This window comes from Streptomyces sp. SolWspMP-5a-2 (genome assembly GCF_900091845.1).
Classification (GTDB): Bacteria; Actinomycetota; Actinomycetes; order Streptomycetales; family Streptomycetaceae; genus Streptomyces; species Streptomyces doudnae.
This window is the reverse complement of the sequence record NZ_FMCI01000029.1, coordinates 34,218-49,248: the sequence shown is the minus strand read 5'-3', so window position 1 is coordinate 49,248 and position 15,031 is coordinate 34,218. Positions and strand designations below refer to the sequence as shown.

Below are 15,031 nucleotides of genomic sequence, written 5' to 3'. Positions count from 1 at the left end.
GGGACGGGCCGCGTCAGGTGCGCAGGACACACATACGGTCGGTGACGTCCTCGACCCTCCGGCGGTCTGGTCGCACCCGGACACCGGGCGTCCCGATGCCCAGGGAGCCCAGCAGTTGTTCGTCCGGGCCGATGCCCAGCAGTTCCCGGCTCCGCTCGTTCCGGCACCACCGCCCCTTGCGCCAGAAGCGCCACGGGCGCAGTCCGCCGTGGTCGGGGGGCGGCGGCAGCTTCCTTGAGCAGGTAGGCGAACTCCTGATCGGAGGGTGCCGGACCGGCGAGTTCGTGGATGCTGCGGCGTGTCAGAACGGCCGTCATGACGTCGAAGGCAGGTGCTCCTCAGTACGAATGCAGGTACGGATGAGGCTGCGGATACGGGCCCGATACGAAATAGGGTGCGGGTACGAGTACGGCACGAAATCTGGTAGGAGTACGGCTAGGACGCGTCCCCGGCCTCTTTGAGGAGCACCAATTCGCCTTTGCCCACGGGCAGCAGGACTCCGGAGAAGTCGTCCGACGCCTCGACCAGTTTGCTGAATTCCTCCAGCTGGTGGGCGTGCGAGACGGCGTTGTCGATCACGAGCAGGCAGCCGTCCGCGAGGATCCGCCTCAGCGAGTCCCACCAACCGACGTACTGCGCGCGGTTGCTGTCCAGGAAGAGGAAATCGTACTCGCCGGCGTCGCGCCCGGCGATGAAACTGCCCGCGTCGTCGGTGATCTGCCGGATGCGGGAGTGGAGTCCGGCGCGCCGGAAGTTGTCTCTGGCCATCTCCGCCTTCTCCTCGGCCAGTTCGACCGTGGTGACCGTGCCGCCCTCGCCCACGGCGTCGGCGAGCCAGAGCGTCGAGTAGCCGTTGGAGGTGCCGATCTCCAGGACGTTGCGCGCCTTGCACGCCTTGACGAGCACCGCGAGGAACGCGCCGGTGTCGTGCGTGATGTTGAGCATCTTCCGGCTCCGCTGGTCCGTGGACGAGTCGTTGGCCTCGCCGAATTCCTCCAGCTCGCGCAGTAACTCGGTGAAGGCCTGTTCCATGATGTGTGTCTCCTCGTCAATGAACTGGTCCGGTGTCATTTGGCAAGATTCTGGACCGTGATGTAGAGGCCCAGCAGCACCAGAGCAGTACAGAGTACCGTGTGGAATTTTTCCTCGGGAATGCTGTGGCGGATCTTGTTACCGAGCGACATTCCCAGAAATGCCGGTACCAGGGCCGCTGCCGACGTGAGGAGGAGGTTCAGTTCCAGGAGGTCCTGGGTACGCAGCGACCACGCCAGGGAAACCGTCGACAGCGTGAACAGGATTCCCATGCTCTGGATCAGCTGGTCCCGCAGCAGACCGATCGACTGGAGGTAGAAAACACCCGGTACGGCCGAGGATCCGGTCATTCCGGTAAGGAAGCCGTTGACTGCTCCTAGAAAGACGCCGACCGGGTGATTCCACCATTTTCCCCTGATGTTCACCCGCAGTCGGAAAAGTCCGAGAATTCCGTAGAAGGCGAGCCCGACGCCGAGCAGGGCGGACATCACATTCGCCCGGAAGTAGCTCAGCGTCAGGGCCCCCGACAGGGTGAACACGGTGGCGGCCAGGAGGAACGGCCAGGTGAGCCGGATGATTCTCCGGCCGTGGCCGCCCCGGACCGCCTGGGCTACGTTGGTCAGGAACGTCGGGATGACGATCAGCGTCTTGGCGGGCTCGATGCCGATCGTCGCGGTGAGCACACCGAGCACGACGGGCGGCAGGCCCAGCCCGGTCAGTCCCTTGAACAGGCCGCCCACGAAGAACGTGAGGACGATCAGTACGAAGGTGGTCGGCCCGAACGAGAAGGGAGCGGCGTCGGTCACGGCTGGACGGCGGCCCTCGGGTGCTCGGCCGCGATCCCGCGGTCCACGAAACAGCGCAGCGCTTGCACCACGTCGCCCTGTTCCTCCTCGGTCAGGACCTCCGGTTTCTCCACCGCGAAGTGTTCGGCGAGCTTGCGGATGTCCCCCTCGCGGTTCTCGATGTACACCTCGGCGTCCGCCACGTGCGTGGCCTCACGGTCGGCGACCTTCTCCGCGAGCCCTTCCGCGGGCGGTACGAAGTTGATGTCGAACGCGCCGATCTGGAGAAGGACGTACCGCGAGTGGGTTCCGACGGGTGCTCCGTTGACGAACCGATGCTTGTTCGTGCGGGGCACCTGGAAGACCTCCCCGGGATGCAGGGTGAACACCTCGCCGGCCTCGGGGAGTTCGATGGCTATCTGCCCCCGGGAGCAGTACACCATGTCGGAGACCTCGTTGTGGAAGTGGTAGGGCACCGCTTCGTGATCAAGGTTGAAGACGCTGACCCGCAGACCGTCCTGGTAGTAGAACTCTTTCATTTCCATGGTTCAGCTCCGTGTTTCGGTGGTGATCAGCTCTGAGTCGTCCGGGACGGTGATGCTCTCGGGGGCCCCGGTCTGCTGCGGAATGCTTCTCGCGGTTTCGGCCCAGTCGGCGGCGACCTGTTCGGCGGCTCTCACGAAGGCCCCGGCGTAATTGTTCTCGGTCTGCCAGAACCTGACGGGGGATCCGTACGACGACAGGTGCGGTGAGGGGCCGGTGATTCCTCCCACGCGCCTGGTCACCCGGTAGTCGCCGTGCGGGTCGAGGGCGAGTCCGCCGGTGGCGTAGCCGGATTCCTCGTGACGCACGATCTCGCCCCGCCGCAGCAGGTTGCGCACGAGGGGCGAGGGGTGGTGCTCCAGGCCGAAGTCGTGCGCCTTGGCCCGTACGACGCAGTCGGCCCGCAGCCGGGACCGCTCGCCGTCGGCCGTCTGGTAGGCGATCACGAATCCGCCGTCCTCGTGCACGCCGACCGGTGGGTCCGCGTAGCCGTGCTGCACGGTGGACAGGACCCCGGCGTCCATGAGGGCGAGCAGCTTCTCCGCGTTGGCCGTCGGCATCGGTACCGCGGTGCGGATGAAGTGCGGGTCGAAGTACCGGTCGTACAGTGCTTTGTCGGCGGATGTCAGTTCCCGGTAGAAGCACATGCGGCGTGCTTTCAGGACGAGCGTGTAGACGAGGTTGCCGTGGCGTGCGTCGTGGAGGTCGCTTTCGAGCTTCTCCCTGGCCGAGGCGAAGCGAGGCTTCTCCACGTCGTGCCACCCGAGCGCCCCGTCGGTCGCCCGGCGCAGGTCCTTGTCCAGCAGGTCCAGCACGGGTTCGAGCCGCAACTGCCCGCGGTTCTCGCTCCGGATGCCGGCCAAGGCGTCCGGGGTGAGATGGTGCAGTTCGTGGCCGGTGAGCGGGCCCCGGACGGGCGGGAAGAAACCGGAGCGCGACCCGACGACAATGTGCAGGGGTTCCGTCCCCCCTGCCGTCGGGGCGGGCCGGTAGGAGTCGATGTGTCCGTCGGCGGTGTACGTGAACGCGCCCTCGTCGCACAGGGTCATGACGGCGTCGATGCCGCTGGGCCCCATGCCCTGGACGTAGACCCGCGGGCGGTCGCCCGCACCGCGCCGGACGCGGTCCGCGACGGCGGGCAGGATCCTGCCCGGCGGGTAGGGCGCCGCGAGGTACCCCGGGTGTTCCGCGAGCGGGTCGCCCTGCGCGGACTGCCAGTGCCCGGTGCTCAGCAGCACCCGGTCGAGCCCGTCCAGGTCGAACTCGCGGCCCGTCGCCAGGTCGCAGAGCCGTACGGAGAATCCGTCCCGCGCGCTCCATCCGTCGACGGCCTCGTGCTCCGTGTACTGCCGCACGTCGATGCCGTGCTCCCGGGCGGTCCGCACCGCGTCCTGGAACCGGTGCTCCAGGTACAGGCCGAACAGGGCCCGCGGATAGAACTCGCCGTTCTTTGGACGCCATTGCTCCAGGTCGATCCCGGGGTGGGTCTCCAGGACGAGTTCCGGATGGTCGGCGACGAGCCGGGGCTTGTTCTCGGCGAGCCAGTCGACGAAGTCGTTGCCATGGATGCCCATGGTGCTCGCCTCGTTGTTGCACCGGTGCCCGAGTTGGGCGTTGTCCTTGGCGTAGGGGTATCCGGGGCCGCTGACCGGCCCCCGCTCCACCGTGGCGATCGACACTGCCGGACGGGAGAGCGGGGACCGACGGCCGGGAGCGGTCAGTTCTCGGACCAGATGCCACAGCGCGCAGGTTCCGGCGAATCCGGTGCCGATGACGCAGTACCTGACAGTTCCCACCGTGTTGGCTTTCAGCTCAGGACTCCAGACGGCTGAGGGCACCCCTGATGCGTGTGCCGGCATGACTCAGGATGGAACCCGTACGACCGCAGTTGATCCGTACGTAGTGGTCGAATTCCTCCCCCTGGGCGAAGTGGTTGCCGCAGATGGTGGCGACCCTCGCCTCCTCCAGCAGGAACTGGTCCGCCGTGACGTACCCGTGCTGCTGGTAGGCGTGGGCGTAGTGCGAAAGGTCGACGAAGAGGAAGTAGCCGCCGTCGGGGGGCCTGACCCGCAGTGCGGGCACGGACTCGAGTTCGCGGAGCATGACCTCCAGGTTCGCCCGCGCGGACCTGGCCCGTTCGGTGGCCACGTCGTCCATGTCCGGCTGGAGCGCGAGGTGCGTCGCGACCTGGCCGTAGGTGGAGGCGAACGACGTGAGGTTGACCTGGGCACGGGCGGCGGCCTCGACGATGTCGGGCGGTCCACACAGGTAGCCGATCCGGTCGCCGTGCATGCCGTACGTCTTGCCGGGGCCGGTCACCGTCAGCGTCCACGGCCGCATCGGGACGGGGGTCCCGTCGGGGAGGGTGGCCTCGATGGCGGCGAAGGTCCGGGCGCGCTCGCCCAGGACGTGGGCCTCGTAGGGACAGTCGAACAAAACGTAGACCGGGCTCACGCCGTCGGACTCGCGCCGCTGGTTGTGCCGGGCGAGAACCTGGGCGAGCGCGGAGAGCTCCTGCGTGGAGTAGATCTTGCCGGTTGGGTTGATGCAGTCGCCGAGCACCACGATCTTGGTGCGGTCGTTGAGCGCCTGCTCCAGGGCCGGCGCCGTCAGCCCGTTCTCGGCCGTGGCGCGGACGGTCGTCGGCACGGCCTCGTGGAGCAGCACCATGTCCGAGTAGTGGGGCCAGTTGGGCACCGGGACGACGACCTCGTCGCCCGGGTCCAGCAGGGCGTGGAAGACCACGGAGACGGAGCCCTTGACGCCGCCGGGCGTCACCAGGATCTCGTTCTCCGGGTCGTAGGAGATGTCGTGCAACCGGTTCACGCGCGCCGCGACGGACTCCCGCAGGAAGGGGAATCCTTTGACGGGGGCGAACGCGTGGAGCACCTCGGGCCGCGTACGGATGAAGTCGATCACGCCGCGGTCGATCCGGGGGTCGGCGGGTGTGTCCAGGGCACCGATGCTGAGGTCGATGACCTGGTCCTCCGGGGCGAGCGTGCTGTTCATCGCCAGGAGTTTCGCGGCGGTGCCGTGGGTCACCGATTCCGGGATGTTCAAAATGGCGCGGGAGATTCCTCGGTTATTCTGCACAGTCGTGCGGTCTACCTCTCTGGAGTCGTCCGGGCAGCCTCGGGGAACCGCAAACTCAGTTGGTGACGGCCTTGTGCATCGCGTTCCACATGCGCAGCTGGATGTTCAGCGTCTCCGTCGCGGCGGCGGCGATGGCTGCCACGTCCGCCTCGCTGTGGCAGTTGTTCACCACGCACTTCTTGGCGTCCGCGGCGTGGCGTTCCTCGACGCCCGCGTCGCCGACATGGACGTTGAAGTAGACCTCAACGTCGTGGACGAACTTGTCCTGCGGCAGGTTCTTGTTGGTGTTGCGGAACGCCGTGCGGCAGATCTTGAGCATCCGGTCGGCGTGGGACTCCAGGGCCATCGCGACGCCCAGCATGCTGTGGTAGCCGGCCGTCAGCAGGTCCAGCGTGCGCTGCCGGTACTCCAGGGTCTCCGGGATGACGAGCTTGCTCTCCCGTGCCTCCTTGACCAGCATCGGAGCCACCCCGAACTCGACCTGGCCGTGCAGGTTGTGGGTGTTCTCCATCAGCACCTCGTGGCAGTGCGCCCGGTTTCCGTCGCCGGTCTCCTCGTTGAGAATGTGCGAGAACAGGACGAGGGTGTCCATGTCGTCGTGGGCCGCGGCCTGGGCGCACACGTGGGCTATGCCCTTCACGGTGCCTTCGGTGCGGTGGTAGAAGTTCGCCCGGTGGAAGTCGAACGCGTCACCGGTCCAGGGCGTTCCCTCAAGGAGCTTGAAGTACTCGTTCTCGTAGACCGGGTGCCGGTCCAGGTCGTCGATGAGCGTGGTGACCGAGTCGTGAATGGCCGTGCTGGGAAACGTTGTCATGCGTGAGTCCACTCTGTTTCAGGCGCGGTTGACTAACGGAACGACTTCTTCGAGCAAATGGAACGTGAACGCAACTGGTCGATGCACGGATCGAGCCGAGGGAAGAAGGGCTCCTCCACACGTTGCATTGCGGCCCCGAACGAGTGCTGGACCATTCCTTCAATCGTCGGCGTGCCTGCCGCCGACCCATCACGATCAGACTGACGGACGGATCTTGGGCTCCACAGGACGAAAACCCGCCATTGACAACACAAACGCGCGCCGGGCGGGTGTACGGGAGAGGCGTGCGTGACGAGCGGTGCGCCTGGTCTGCGAAAACGAATACACCCACCAACTATCAACAACGCGATTCAGGACAGGACCGCCGTGGAGATCAGGACAGCGCTCGTACGGAGGCCGGCGGGCGGAGAACTCCCCTCGCCCGCACGCCCGTTCTTCGCGATGGCAATCGCTCGACGGCGGCACCGGGCCCCACATACGGGCTTTCCCGGCCGGCCGGGGCTGCGGGAGGAGCGGATGCAACGCAGCCGGGCCGCCACTCTGCCCCCGGAACAAATCGAGCAACTCTCCATTATCGGCGTGCGCTGGACGTAGCCGGATCGGTCTCTTCTACTGAGCTGGGGCTGGCGTGGTCATGTCGTACGGAGATGTTCTGTTTCCGGGGACGCGGACGACGACAGCCCACCGGTCTCGTTGTTCTGGGACTGGTGAGGGGATGTGGTCTGCCCACATGTCGTCGCGAAAATTGGTGATCCAGCTTGGTTTGGGTGTCAGGTCGAGGATGACCGGCATGCCCAAGGTGATGCCACCAGCCTGGTAGGCCACTGCCTGGCCGAGGTAGCTCCGTAGTCCCTTGCGCGGGCTTCTACCTTTTGTGCGCCTGCATTCGATGACGGCGGTGAAGCCGGGAAAGCGGACTTCGATGTCGGCGCGGTCTCCGCTGCGGTCGGTGACTTCGATGTCGGCATTCTCCAGATTACCGTCGAGGTAGTCGTGGAGGTCTTCCTGGATTGTTTCCTCCAGGGGGACCTTCCCGTCGGGCGCGGGGGCGAAGAGGTAGGCGAAGCGCGGTGTGTGGTGTGCGCGGGCGCGATTGTTCCTGCTGTGCAAGAAGCGGATGGCCTGGACGATCAGGTGGGTGGAATGCAACCGGATGGTGGGTGGTGGAAGTCGTTGCAGCCCTCTAGAGGTTGTCCCGTAACTGCTGGTCAGAGGTGAGATGATCTTGCCGTGGCTGGTGTGATCACGGCGTCGGAGCCTTCATGGATAGGTCCGTTCACCGGGCTGAGCCCTCGGTAGTTTCAGCAGGCTGATCACCGCGCTGCGGCGTGAGGGGGCTGATCCGGTCCGCAAGGGCGGGCCGTGGTCGCTGCTGTTGGAGGACCGGGTGCTGCTGGTGGCCGCGTACGGGCGCACCAGCCTCACCCTGCGTCAAGTCGGCCCGCTGTTCGGCGTCTCGAAGTCGGCGGCTGACCGGATCGTCGACCACCTCGGACCAGCTCTCGCCCTCCAGTCCCGAGGGCGATTCCGCAAGGACACCGTGTTCATCGTGGACGGCACACTGGTCCCCACCCGCGACCGGACCGTGGCCGCCTCCAGCAAGAACTACCGCTACTCCACCAACCACCAGGTCGTCATCGACGCCGACTCCCGCCTGGTCGTCGCCGTCGGCAAGCCGCTGCCCGGCAACCGCAACGACTGCCGGGCCTGGCAGGACTCCGGCGCGAAGGCCGCCGTCGGCACCACCCCCACAGTGATCGCCGACGGCGGCTACCGGGGCACCGGCCTGACCATCCCGCACTACCGCCGGCACAAGGACGAGCAACTGCCCGCCTGGAAGGAGGAGCACAACGCCTCCCACCGCAAGGTCCGCGCCCGCGTCGAGCACACCTTCGCCCACATGAAGAGCTGAAAGATCCTCCGCGACTGCCGCCTCGAGGGCGACGGCGTCCACCACGCCATGCTCGGCATCGCCCGCCTGCACAACCTCACCTTCACCGGATGACAGGCAAACGTGCGGGCCACCAGGCACGTCCCCGGTGATTTACGGGACACCATCCAGGACGGCGAGGATGTCGTTGTAAATGTGCTGCTGGGCGATCGGCAGCTTGCGGCTCAGGGTGGCTTCCCAGTCTGTGTAGTACTCCAGCAGCGGTTCGTGTCCTGGGCTGCGTTTTCGATAATGGCAGTGGCGGGCGACAGCCTGGCTGCGTCTTCTCCAGGCCGACCATTTCAGCGCGTGGGTACGGGAACGCGGTCGGCTCGCGGGTGGGGCAGGAGAGCGTCCAGGAGCCGCCGTATCTCTGCAACGGTGAGTGGGACGGAGGCTGATCCGTTTCTGCAGCCCCCTCTGCGGCATCGCCGTCGGCCTGGGGCTGTGCTGCAGGTGCGGTCAGGATGGCATGGGCGAGCATGGCCAGAGTGATGTGCCGATACCAGCCGACATAGCGACGGACCTCGTACTCGTCCAGGCCGCACTCATTCTTCGCGGCCTGGAAGCACTCCTCGATCGCCCAACGGGAGCCGGCTGCCTCGGCCAGCTCGGTGATCTCGACACCCACGGGTGCGTAAGCGATTTCGATCTGCTCACACATGAACTGTATGAGTCGAACTGAATGCGTCAGCACGGCGACCAGAACTATCGCCGCGCCCACCAGACAGCTCTGGACGCCGTCCACACCCGCGACGAGCATGCGCCCGCGGCCGATAGGGTTCAGGTAAGCAGATCCCCGGCGCGAGCGAACTGGCGGAAATCCCCGTGGCAGCATCACTGACATGCGCGAAGACCGCTTCTCTCGACGTGGGATCCGTCTACGCCTGGGAAACCGAAGGAGAGACCGGAAACATCCTGATCGGCCCGGAGGGATCAGTCGCCCGCCCCTGCACGCTTGAGGGAATAGCCCTCGGTGACATGTTTCTCGACAAAAACGTCGGGAATGTGGAAAATCCCGACCCGGACCCGAAACTCCGCCGCGCTTTCCTGATCGCGGCATCGGTGATCTTCCAAGAGGGGGAGCGTCAAGGGCAACTGCCTGACAAGATCACGCGCACCTATTGGTAGGTGCCACGTCACCATCCGACACGATGCACAGGACTCCGTGGGCCTTCTGCCCGCAGAGCTACTCCAACCAGGGGCCGGACGCGGGCAGGGCGGAGATCCGGCGCTGTCCCTGGGCGGAGGTCACCTTCAACTCGAGGTTCTCGTAGTAGAGGTTTGCGGTCACTGTGGCGAGCACATGAACTTGCCCTGCAGTTCGGTCGCCCTGGTGGTGGCCTCGCGGAGCCTGCGGCGCAAGTCGGCGATCCCGGCCAGGACGACGCACCCCTCCCGTCGCCCTCCAAGTCCGCGCGCCTCACCTGGAGATGCTCAGCGCACCGGAACGCCTTCTGCCGGCCGCGTTGATCGACCCGTCGCAGATCCAACGAGCAGGCCAACAGGCGCGCCTGACAGGGAAATCCCCCGCCAGGCGCCCCTGTTGGCCTGCGGACGGCCGGGGCGGGTCAGGCTCGGGCGACCGCTATCTTCCCCTGGAGGCGTTCGCCGGACTCGTAGACCATGTAAGCGACCCCGCCCTCCGTGCCGAAGCTGGGGGCGGCGCTGCGGCCGTTGTCGGGGGCTCCGGCCGACGAGTCGTAGAAGCGGCCGAGGTGCCTGCGGAGGCTGAAGTCCGCTCCGACCTCGGTGATCATGAGGTCGCCGCCGCTCTCCTTGTCCTTGTTGTAGACGACGAAGGCGCTGCCGTTGCGCGTCAGCAGGTGCGGGCCGCCGACATTGACGGCGGACACGTCGTTGTGGCTGACCAATGCCTTCTGGTCGAAGGTCCAGTTGCGGCCGTCGGCCGACCAACCCCAGTGGATGTCCCGGTGGTTGCTGGTGTTGTTCAGCATGAACAGCATCACGAAGTGGGCGTTCTTCGACGGCAGTTCGTGGGGGAAGACGCGAGCGTACGAGGTCTCGGTGGTCCCCGCGGGAAGCATCGCGGTGGTGAGGACCACCTTGTCGTACGTGAAGTGGATGCCGTCCTTGGAGCGGGCGAGCCGCGTCGTGGTGTTCTCGCCGTGGAAGTAGAGCCACATCTCCTTGGCGCTCTCGTTCCACATGACGTGCGGCGAGGAGACGTGGCTCACCGAGTAGTGCGGGTCCCAGACGTTGGCGACGATCGGGTTGTGCGGGTACTCGGTGAAGGGCCCCTCGATGTGGTCGCCGTAGGCGAGGCAGATGCCGCCCGGCGCGTCGTGCGGCGCGTAGTAGAGGTAGTAGCGGCCCAGCGGCTGCGCGACACGGCCCGCCGTTCCGCGCAGGCACGGGAAGATGATCTCCCCCGTGGGGTTGTACTTCAGCTGGCCGGGCGTCAGGAGCGTCTTGACGTAGCGGTAGTCGGGGAAGCCGCCGGGCGCCGCCGCGGGGGTGGCGAGGGCCGGGGTCGCGGGCAGTCCTGCGGCGGCGAGGGTGGCGGCGGCCGACTTCAACAGCAGCCTGCGGGCGGGGCGTTGCGGAACGTGCATGGTGTTCCTCCGATGACTGCGCGGGGACAGAGGTGGAGAGGCGGTGCGCGTACCTCGGGGGCGGCAGGACGTGCCGCCCGCCGCGGGGCTGGGGAGGTGTCCGCTGGAGGTCAGAGGTGCACGGCCGCCGTGACGATGAATCCGCCGAGGGCGACGAACCACACGTAGGGCAGCGTGCGCAGCATGACCTGCTGGGGGCCGACACCGGCGTACTGGGCCGACCACACGGTCTGCGTACTCGTCGGGTCGGCGACGCCGAAGACCTGGTTGTACGAGGCGGTGATGCCGAGGACCGCGACGGCCGGGTAGATGCCGGTGGCGATCAGGACGCCGGCGATGCCCGCGCCCAGACCGTAGACGTTGAGCGGGCCGCGGTAGAGACACAGCGGCACGAGCAGGGTGAAGACCACGACGAAGAGGACGGGGTTGCCGGGGGTGACCGCCTTCACCAGCGGTTCGAGGGCGTCGACGGCGCCCGGCAGCCGCACGGCGGCCAGCAGGACGCCGATCGCGACGAACAGGGTGATGGGCGCCGCGGCCACCTCGAAGCCGCTGTACAGGGTGCGCAGCAGCCGCCGGTTCATGTCGCGGGGGCGGGTGGTGGTCACGAGCGCGTAGAGGACGCCGGCGAGCAGGGAGGGGATGATCGCGACGTCGAGGACGAGGGCGAGGAACAGCGGGACGAGCGGCGTCAGGAGCGCGTACCAGGGGGCGTCGCCGAGCCGGGCGCGGCGCCTGCCCGACGTGCTGCGGGGGGCCTCGGTCCTGAAGGCCCAGGCGTGTTCCACGCCGCGCCTGCGGGACTCGACCAGCACGAACATCAGCGCGGCGAAGAGCGCGAAGGGGAACAGCTGGATCATGAAGTGGCGCACTTCGGAGACCGGCAGGTCCAGCGCGGTGGAGAAGAACTGCCACACGGGCAGCTCGAACGGCATGCCGGCGGCGATGCCCATGAGGATCGTCCCGGCCGCGGTGACCTTCGGGATGCCGACGGCGATCATCGCGGGGATGCCGATGATCCCGGCGAGCATCGCGGCGGGCGCGGAGCCGGTGACAGTGCCGATCAGGGTGGAGACGACGAGGACGCCGAGTGCGACGACCGTGGGCCGGTCACCGCCGAACTCGACGATCTTGCGGACGAGGGTTCCGGCGATTCCGGTCTCGTCGAGCAGCTTGCCGAGCCAGGAGCCGAGCAGGATCGCGATCATCGTCGCGGCGAGCGCCGGGGCGCCCTCCTGGAGGACGGTGTCGAAGACGCTGTTCTTGCCGGTGAGCGGCGCGCCGGAGACGAAGGCGATCGCGACGGCCAGCAGGACGAGCGCGAAGGCGGTGGGGAGTTTCTTGGTGAGCATCGCGGCGACACCGGCCGCCATGATGATCAGGATGACGATGCCCATGGCTCACTTCTCTCTTGCCGGGGAGGCGGAGGCCGCGAGGGCGGCGGACAGCAGGAGCGGGCTGCGGCCGAGGCCGCAGACGGCGCGTGCGTGGGCGTGCGCGGCCAGTTCCTCGGCCCCGGCGACGTGGGCGAGGACGCGCAGGCGCCCTACGCTCAGCACGGGGTGGCCGAGCGCGCGCTTGAGGGCGGCGCGCTCGGGTCCGTGGTGCAGTCGCTCGTGGACGGCCTCGTGCGCGAGGGCGGCGGCGCGCACCGAGCCGCGCGGGAACAGGTCCCGCCAGCCGTGCGCGTCGACGAGGCGCTCGGCGGCGTCGAGTGTGTCGGTGTACAGCTCGACGGTGGGCGGGCGGGACGTGTAGCGGGCCAGCAGGCCGCGTTCGAGCCCGCCGTCGCTCTCCACGATCCGCGGCGTCGCGGCCTGCGCCCGTGCGGGCAGCGCGGCACCGAACGCGAAGGCGGCCGCCGCCCAGTGGCGCAGCAGGTCAGGGTCGCGTCCTTCGTGCAGCGACAGGCCGGCGAGGAGACGCGCGCCGTACTCGACGTCGTCGACGGCAGCGAGGGCCGCCCCGTCGGCGGTGGGGGCGAGGGTGGTCATGGGCGTTCCTCCACGAGGGCGATGATCGTCTCGTCGGCCGGTCTGCCCTCCAGTTCGGTGCGGGCCAGGGCCAGCAGCGGCTGGGGGTCGAGGACACCGGAGAGGTCCGCGATGCGGGAGCCCACGAGCAGCCGGAGCGCGGGGGCGCGGACGCCGCCGTCCCCGTAGGCGGTTGCCTTGTCGACGAGGGTGGCGAGCACCTGCGCGGCCGCGCCGACGGTGGTGGTGTCGACGTGCGCGTCGGGCGCGTGCAGGCGCACCACGCCGTCGGCGTCGACGACGCGCACCGGGTGGCGCACCCCGCGCAGCCTGCGGTGCTGCTCGGTGCCGTAGACGGTGTAGGCGGAGGTGCCGGCGAGGGTCCGCACCCGCGCCTCGGGGGTCCCCAGGCTCGCGGCGGCCAGGCTGAGGCGTTCGGCGTCGTCGGCGCGGTGGGCGCGGTCCTGGGTGCGCAGTTCGGTGGCGCCGGTGGCGATCGCGCGGACGGTGTTGGTCTGCGGGTCGACGGTGACCTCCACCTCGACGGCGTCGGCGGCGGCGCCCTGGGCGACGACGGCACGCTCCGCCTCCGCGCGCACGGAGAGGATGTCCTCCTGGCCGGCGCCGGGGATGATCCGCTCGACCTGTTCGCGTACGAGGGCGAGCGCGACGCCGATGGGACTGATGACCTCGTTGTGCCGGGCGATGCGGCCCTCCCGGCCGGTGGTGGCGGCCAGGTGCGGGGTCACGGAGGCGGCGCCGCCCCCTCCGCCGACGAGGAGTGCGGTGTCCTTGTCCAGGTGGTAGTCGGACAGGAGCGCGTCGACGACCTCGCCGACCTGTGCGGTGCCGGTGTCCAGGATCTGGGTGGCGGCGCCGTCCACGTCGGTGCCGAGCGCCGCGGCGAGCGGGGCGAGGGCCGCGCGGGCCACGTCACGGTCGGCGCGGGCGAAGTCGCCCTCGGGGACGCGGCCGAGCGCGTTGGCGGCGCAGGTCATGGTGAGCGCGTAGCGGCCGCCCTCGGCGTCGAGGACGACGTGGTCCTCGGCGTCGTCCGGGGTCGGTCGTACGGTGGCCAGCCGGGCGCCCTCCAGGTCGGCGGGCTCGGCGAAGCAGGCGTAGGGCAGGCCCGCGATGTGCGCGCTGCGCGGGCCGACGCCGGTGACCTTGCCGCCGCTGAGCCGGACCATGGAGCCGCCGCCGACGCCGACGGTGCGCACGTCGAGCGCGGAGAGGTAGGAGCCCTTGCCCAGGAGGGTGGCGTGCGTGACGGCGACCTTGCCGCGCCGGACGACGCTGATGTCGGTCGAGGTGCCGCCGGTCTCCAGGAAGACGCCCTCGCTGACGCGTTCCTGCATGAGCGCGCCCGCGACCCCGGCGGCGGGTCCCGAGAGGACGGTGAGCAGGGGGCGGCGGCGCATCTCGTCCAGGGACATGACGCCGCCGTCGCAGCGCATCACCATCAGCGGGGCGGTGACCCCGGCCTTGGTGATCGAGGCGTCCACGAGGTCGGCGGTGGCGAACATCTTCGGCAGGATCGCCGCGTTGACGACGGCGGTCCTGGTGCGCTTGTGGAGGCCGTAGAGGGAGGTGATGTCGTGGGCGGCGGTCATCGGGACCCCGCGCGCCGCGGCGACCTCGCGCACGATGTCCTCGCCCTCGGGGCGGTCCACGCTGAACGGCTGGGTGGCGACGACCACGTGTGCCCCACCGCGGATCACCTCGTCCACGGCGCGTTCGACCGCGGCCCGGTCCTCGGGCTCGGTGACGTGCGCGTAGACGAGCGGGAACTTCCTGCCCGGGACGATCTCGGTCCTGCCGAGGGCCGCGAGGCGCTTGGTGAACAGCGCTCCGGCGCCGCCGCCGAGACCGATCAGGCCGACGGTGGCGACGTCGCCCTCCAGGAGGGCGTTGGTAGCCTGTGTCGTGCCGTGGGCCAGGAAGGAGACGTCCTCAGGGGCGTGGCCGGTCTGGTCCAGCAGTCGGTCGAGCGCTTCCACGATCCCGTGGGCGACCCCGTCCTCGTGATGGTGGCTGGTGGGAACTTTCACCTGCCCGACGAGGGCGAGGCTCGTGGCGTCTACGGCCACGGCGTCGGTGAAGGTTCCGCCCACGTCGATGCCGACGCGGATGCGGTGGGTGGTCATGGTCTGGGCACCTCCTTGTGCTCTGTCGGCGCTGACGCGGGCGGTGGGCCGGACGGAACAGGTGGAGCTGTCCCGTCCGGCCGTCCCGCCGCTCGGGCGACCGGGCGCGCCGTCCTGCTTCCCGGTCACCGGTGGGGT

12 protein-coding genes and 2 pseudogenes are annotated in these 15,031 nt (G+C 68.6%); 2 read left to right on the top strand and 12 right to left on the bottom strand.

Features of this window, described 5'->3' with window-relative positions; genetic code table 11:
• Positions 1–435 precede the first annotated feature (435 nt).
• The 7 genes from GA0115242_RS01805 to GA0115242_RS01775 all read right to left on the bottom strand — a co-directional run bounded on the left by GA0115242_RS01805 (position 436) and on the right by GA0115242_RS01775 (position 7,416).
• Positions 436–1,032: an O-methyltransferase gene (locus tag GA0115242_RS01805; protein ID WP_093823764.1), complete on the bottom strand. Its 597-nt coding sequence runs from the start codon at positions 1,030–1,032 to the stop codon at positions 436–438.
• 35 nt (positions 1,033–1,067) lie between these two features.
• The gene (locus tag GA0115242_RS01800) at positions 1,068–1,838 is read right to left on the bottom strand and encodes a sulfite exporter TauE/SafE family protein (protein WP_202554833.1); all 771 of its coding nucleotides are present in this window, start codon (positions 1,836–1,838) and stop codon (positions 1,068–1,070) included.
• On the bottom strand, positions 1,835–2,362 hold the full coding sequence (locus tag GA0115242_RS01795; protein ID WP_107461325.1) for a cupin domain-containing protein: 528 nt from the start codon (positions 2,360–2,362) through the stop codon (positions 1,835–1,837). Before GA0115242_RS01795 ends, GA0115242_RS01800 begins: the two co-directional genes overlap by 4 nt.
• Positions 2,363–2,365: 3 nt before the next feature.
• A complete protein-coding gene (locus GA0115242_RS01790) occupies positions 2,366–4,219 on the bottom strand; it encodes an FAD/NAD(P)-binding protein (RefSeq protein ID WP_093823760.1) in 1,854 nt (617 codons plus the stop codon).
• Positions 4,173–5,402, bottom strand: coding sequence for a pyridoxal phosphate-dependent aminotransferase (locus GA0115242_RS01785; RefSeq protein ID WP_093823758.1), 1,230 nt, complete (start codon positions 5,400–5,402; stop codon positions 4,173–4,175). The genes GA0115242_RS01790 and GA0115242_RS01785 overlap by 47 nt, the downstream gene beginning before the upstream one ends.
• A gap of 106 nt (positions 5,403–5,508) precedes the next feature.
• On the bottom strand, positions 5,509–6,267 hold the full coding sequence (locus GA0115242_RS01780; RefSeq protein WP_093823756.1) for an iron-containing redox enzyme family protein: 759 nt from the start codon (positions 6,265–6,267) through the stop codon (positions 5,509–5,511).
• A gap of 609 nt (positions 6,268–6,876) precedes the next feature.
• Positions 6,877–7,416 carry a hypothetical protein gene (locus GA0115242_RS01775; RefSeq protein WP_093823754.1) on the bottom strand — a complete coding sequence of 180 codons (540 nt, stop codon included), beginning with the start codon at positions 7,414–7,416 and terminating at the stop codon, positions 6,877–6,879.
• A gap of 81 nt (positions 7,417–7,497) precedes the next feature.
• Between GA0115242_RS01775 and GA0115242_RS01770 the strand changes: the two are divergent.
• A pseudogene (locus tag GA0115242_RS01770) lies at positions 7,498–8,272 on the top strand (transposase).
• Between the two features lie 385 nt (positions 8,273–8,657).
• On the opposite strand, the pseudogene GA0115242_RS39685 reads toward GA0115242_RS01770, so the two are convergent.
• A pseudogene (locus tag GA0115242_RS39685) lies at positions 8,658–8,843 on the bottom strand (IS701 family transposase); the annotation flags it as partial.
• Positions 8,844–9,025: 182 nt separating this feature from the next.
• Here GA0115242_RS39685 and GA0115242_RS40205 point away from each other — a divergent pair.
• Entirely contained in the window at positions 9,026–9,328 is a 303-nt protein-coding gene (locus tag GA0115242_RS40205; RefSeq protein ID WP_141721449.1) for a hypothetical protein, read from the top strand.
• Between the two features lie 440 nt (positions 9,329–9,768).
• On the opposite strand, the gene GA0115242_RS01760 is transcribed toward GA0115242_RS40205, so the two are convergent.
• From GA0115242_RS01760 to GA0115242_RS01745, 4 genes are all read right to left on the bottom strand, one after another.
• Entirely contained in the window at positions 9,769–10,773 is a 1,005-nt protein-coding gene (locus GA0115242_RS01760) for a hypothetical protein (RefSeq protein WP_093823750.1), read from the bottom strand.
• Positions 10,774–10,883: 110 nt separating this feature from the next.
• Positions 10,884–12,170, bottom strand: coding sequence for a TRAP transporter large permease subunit (locus GA0115242_RS01755; RefSeq protein WP_093823748.1), 1,287 nt, complete (start codon positions 12,168–12,170; stop codon positions 10,884–10,886).
• Positions 12,171–12,173: 3 nt separating this feature from the next.
• A complete protein-coding gene (locus tag GA0115242_RS01750) occupies positions 12,174–12,767 on the bottom strand; it encodes a hypothetical protein (RefSeq protein ID WP_093823746.1) in 594 nt (197 codons plus the stop codon).
• A complete protein-coding gene (locus GA0115242_RS01745; RefSeq protein WP_093823744.1) occupies positions 12,764–14,893 on the bottom strand; it encodes a hydantoinase/oxoprolinase family protein in 2,130 nt (709 codons plus the stop codon). The genes GA0115242_RS01750 and GA0115242_RS01745 overlap by 4 nt, the downstream gene beginning before the upstream one ends.
• Positions 14,894–15,031: the final 138 nt, after the last annotated feature.

What these genes read in the sequence shown, in the direction of transcription:
- GA0115242_RS01780 (WP_093823756.1), bottom strand. Translation starts at nt 6,267, where the DNA reads ATGACAACGTTTCCCAGCACGGCCATTCACGACTCGGTCACCACGCTC.
- GA0115242_RS01795 (WP_107461325.1), bottom strand. Translation starts at nt 2,362, where the DNA reads ATGGAAATGAAAGAGTTCTACTACCAGGACGGTCTGCGGGTCAGCGTC.
- GA0115242_RS01790 (WP_093823760.1), bottom strand. Translation starts at nt 4,219, where the DNA reads ATGCCGGCACACGCATCAGGGGTGCCCTCAGCCGTCTGGAGTCCTGAG.
- GA0115242_RS01760 (WP_093823750.1), bottom strand. Translation starts at nt 10,773, where the DNA reads ATGCACGTTCCGCAACGCCCCGCCCGCAGGCTGCTGTTGAAGTCGGCC.
- GA0115242_RS01755 (WP_093823748.1), bottom strand. Translation starts at nt 12,170, where the DNA reads ATGGGCATCGTCATCCTGATCATCATGGCGGCCGGTGTCGCCGCGATG.
- GA0115242_RS01750 (WP_093823746.1), bottom strand. Translation starts at nt 12,767, where the DNA reads ATGACCACCCTCGCCCCCACCGCCGACGGGGCGGCCCTCGCTGCCGTC.
- GA0115242_RS01745 (WP_093823744.1), bottom strand. Translation starts at nt 14,893, where the DNA reads ATGACCACCCACCGCATCCGCGTCGGCATCGACGTGGGCGGAACCTTC.
- GA0115242_RS01805 (WP_093823764.1), bottom strand. Translation starts at nt 1,032, where the DNA reads ATGGAACAGGCCTTCACCGAGTTACTGCGCGAGCTGGAGGAATTCGGC.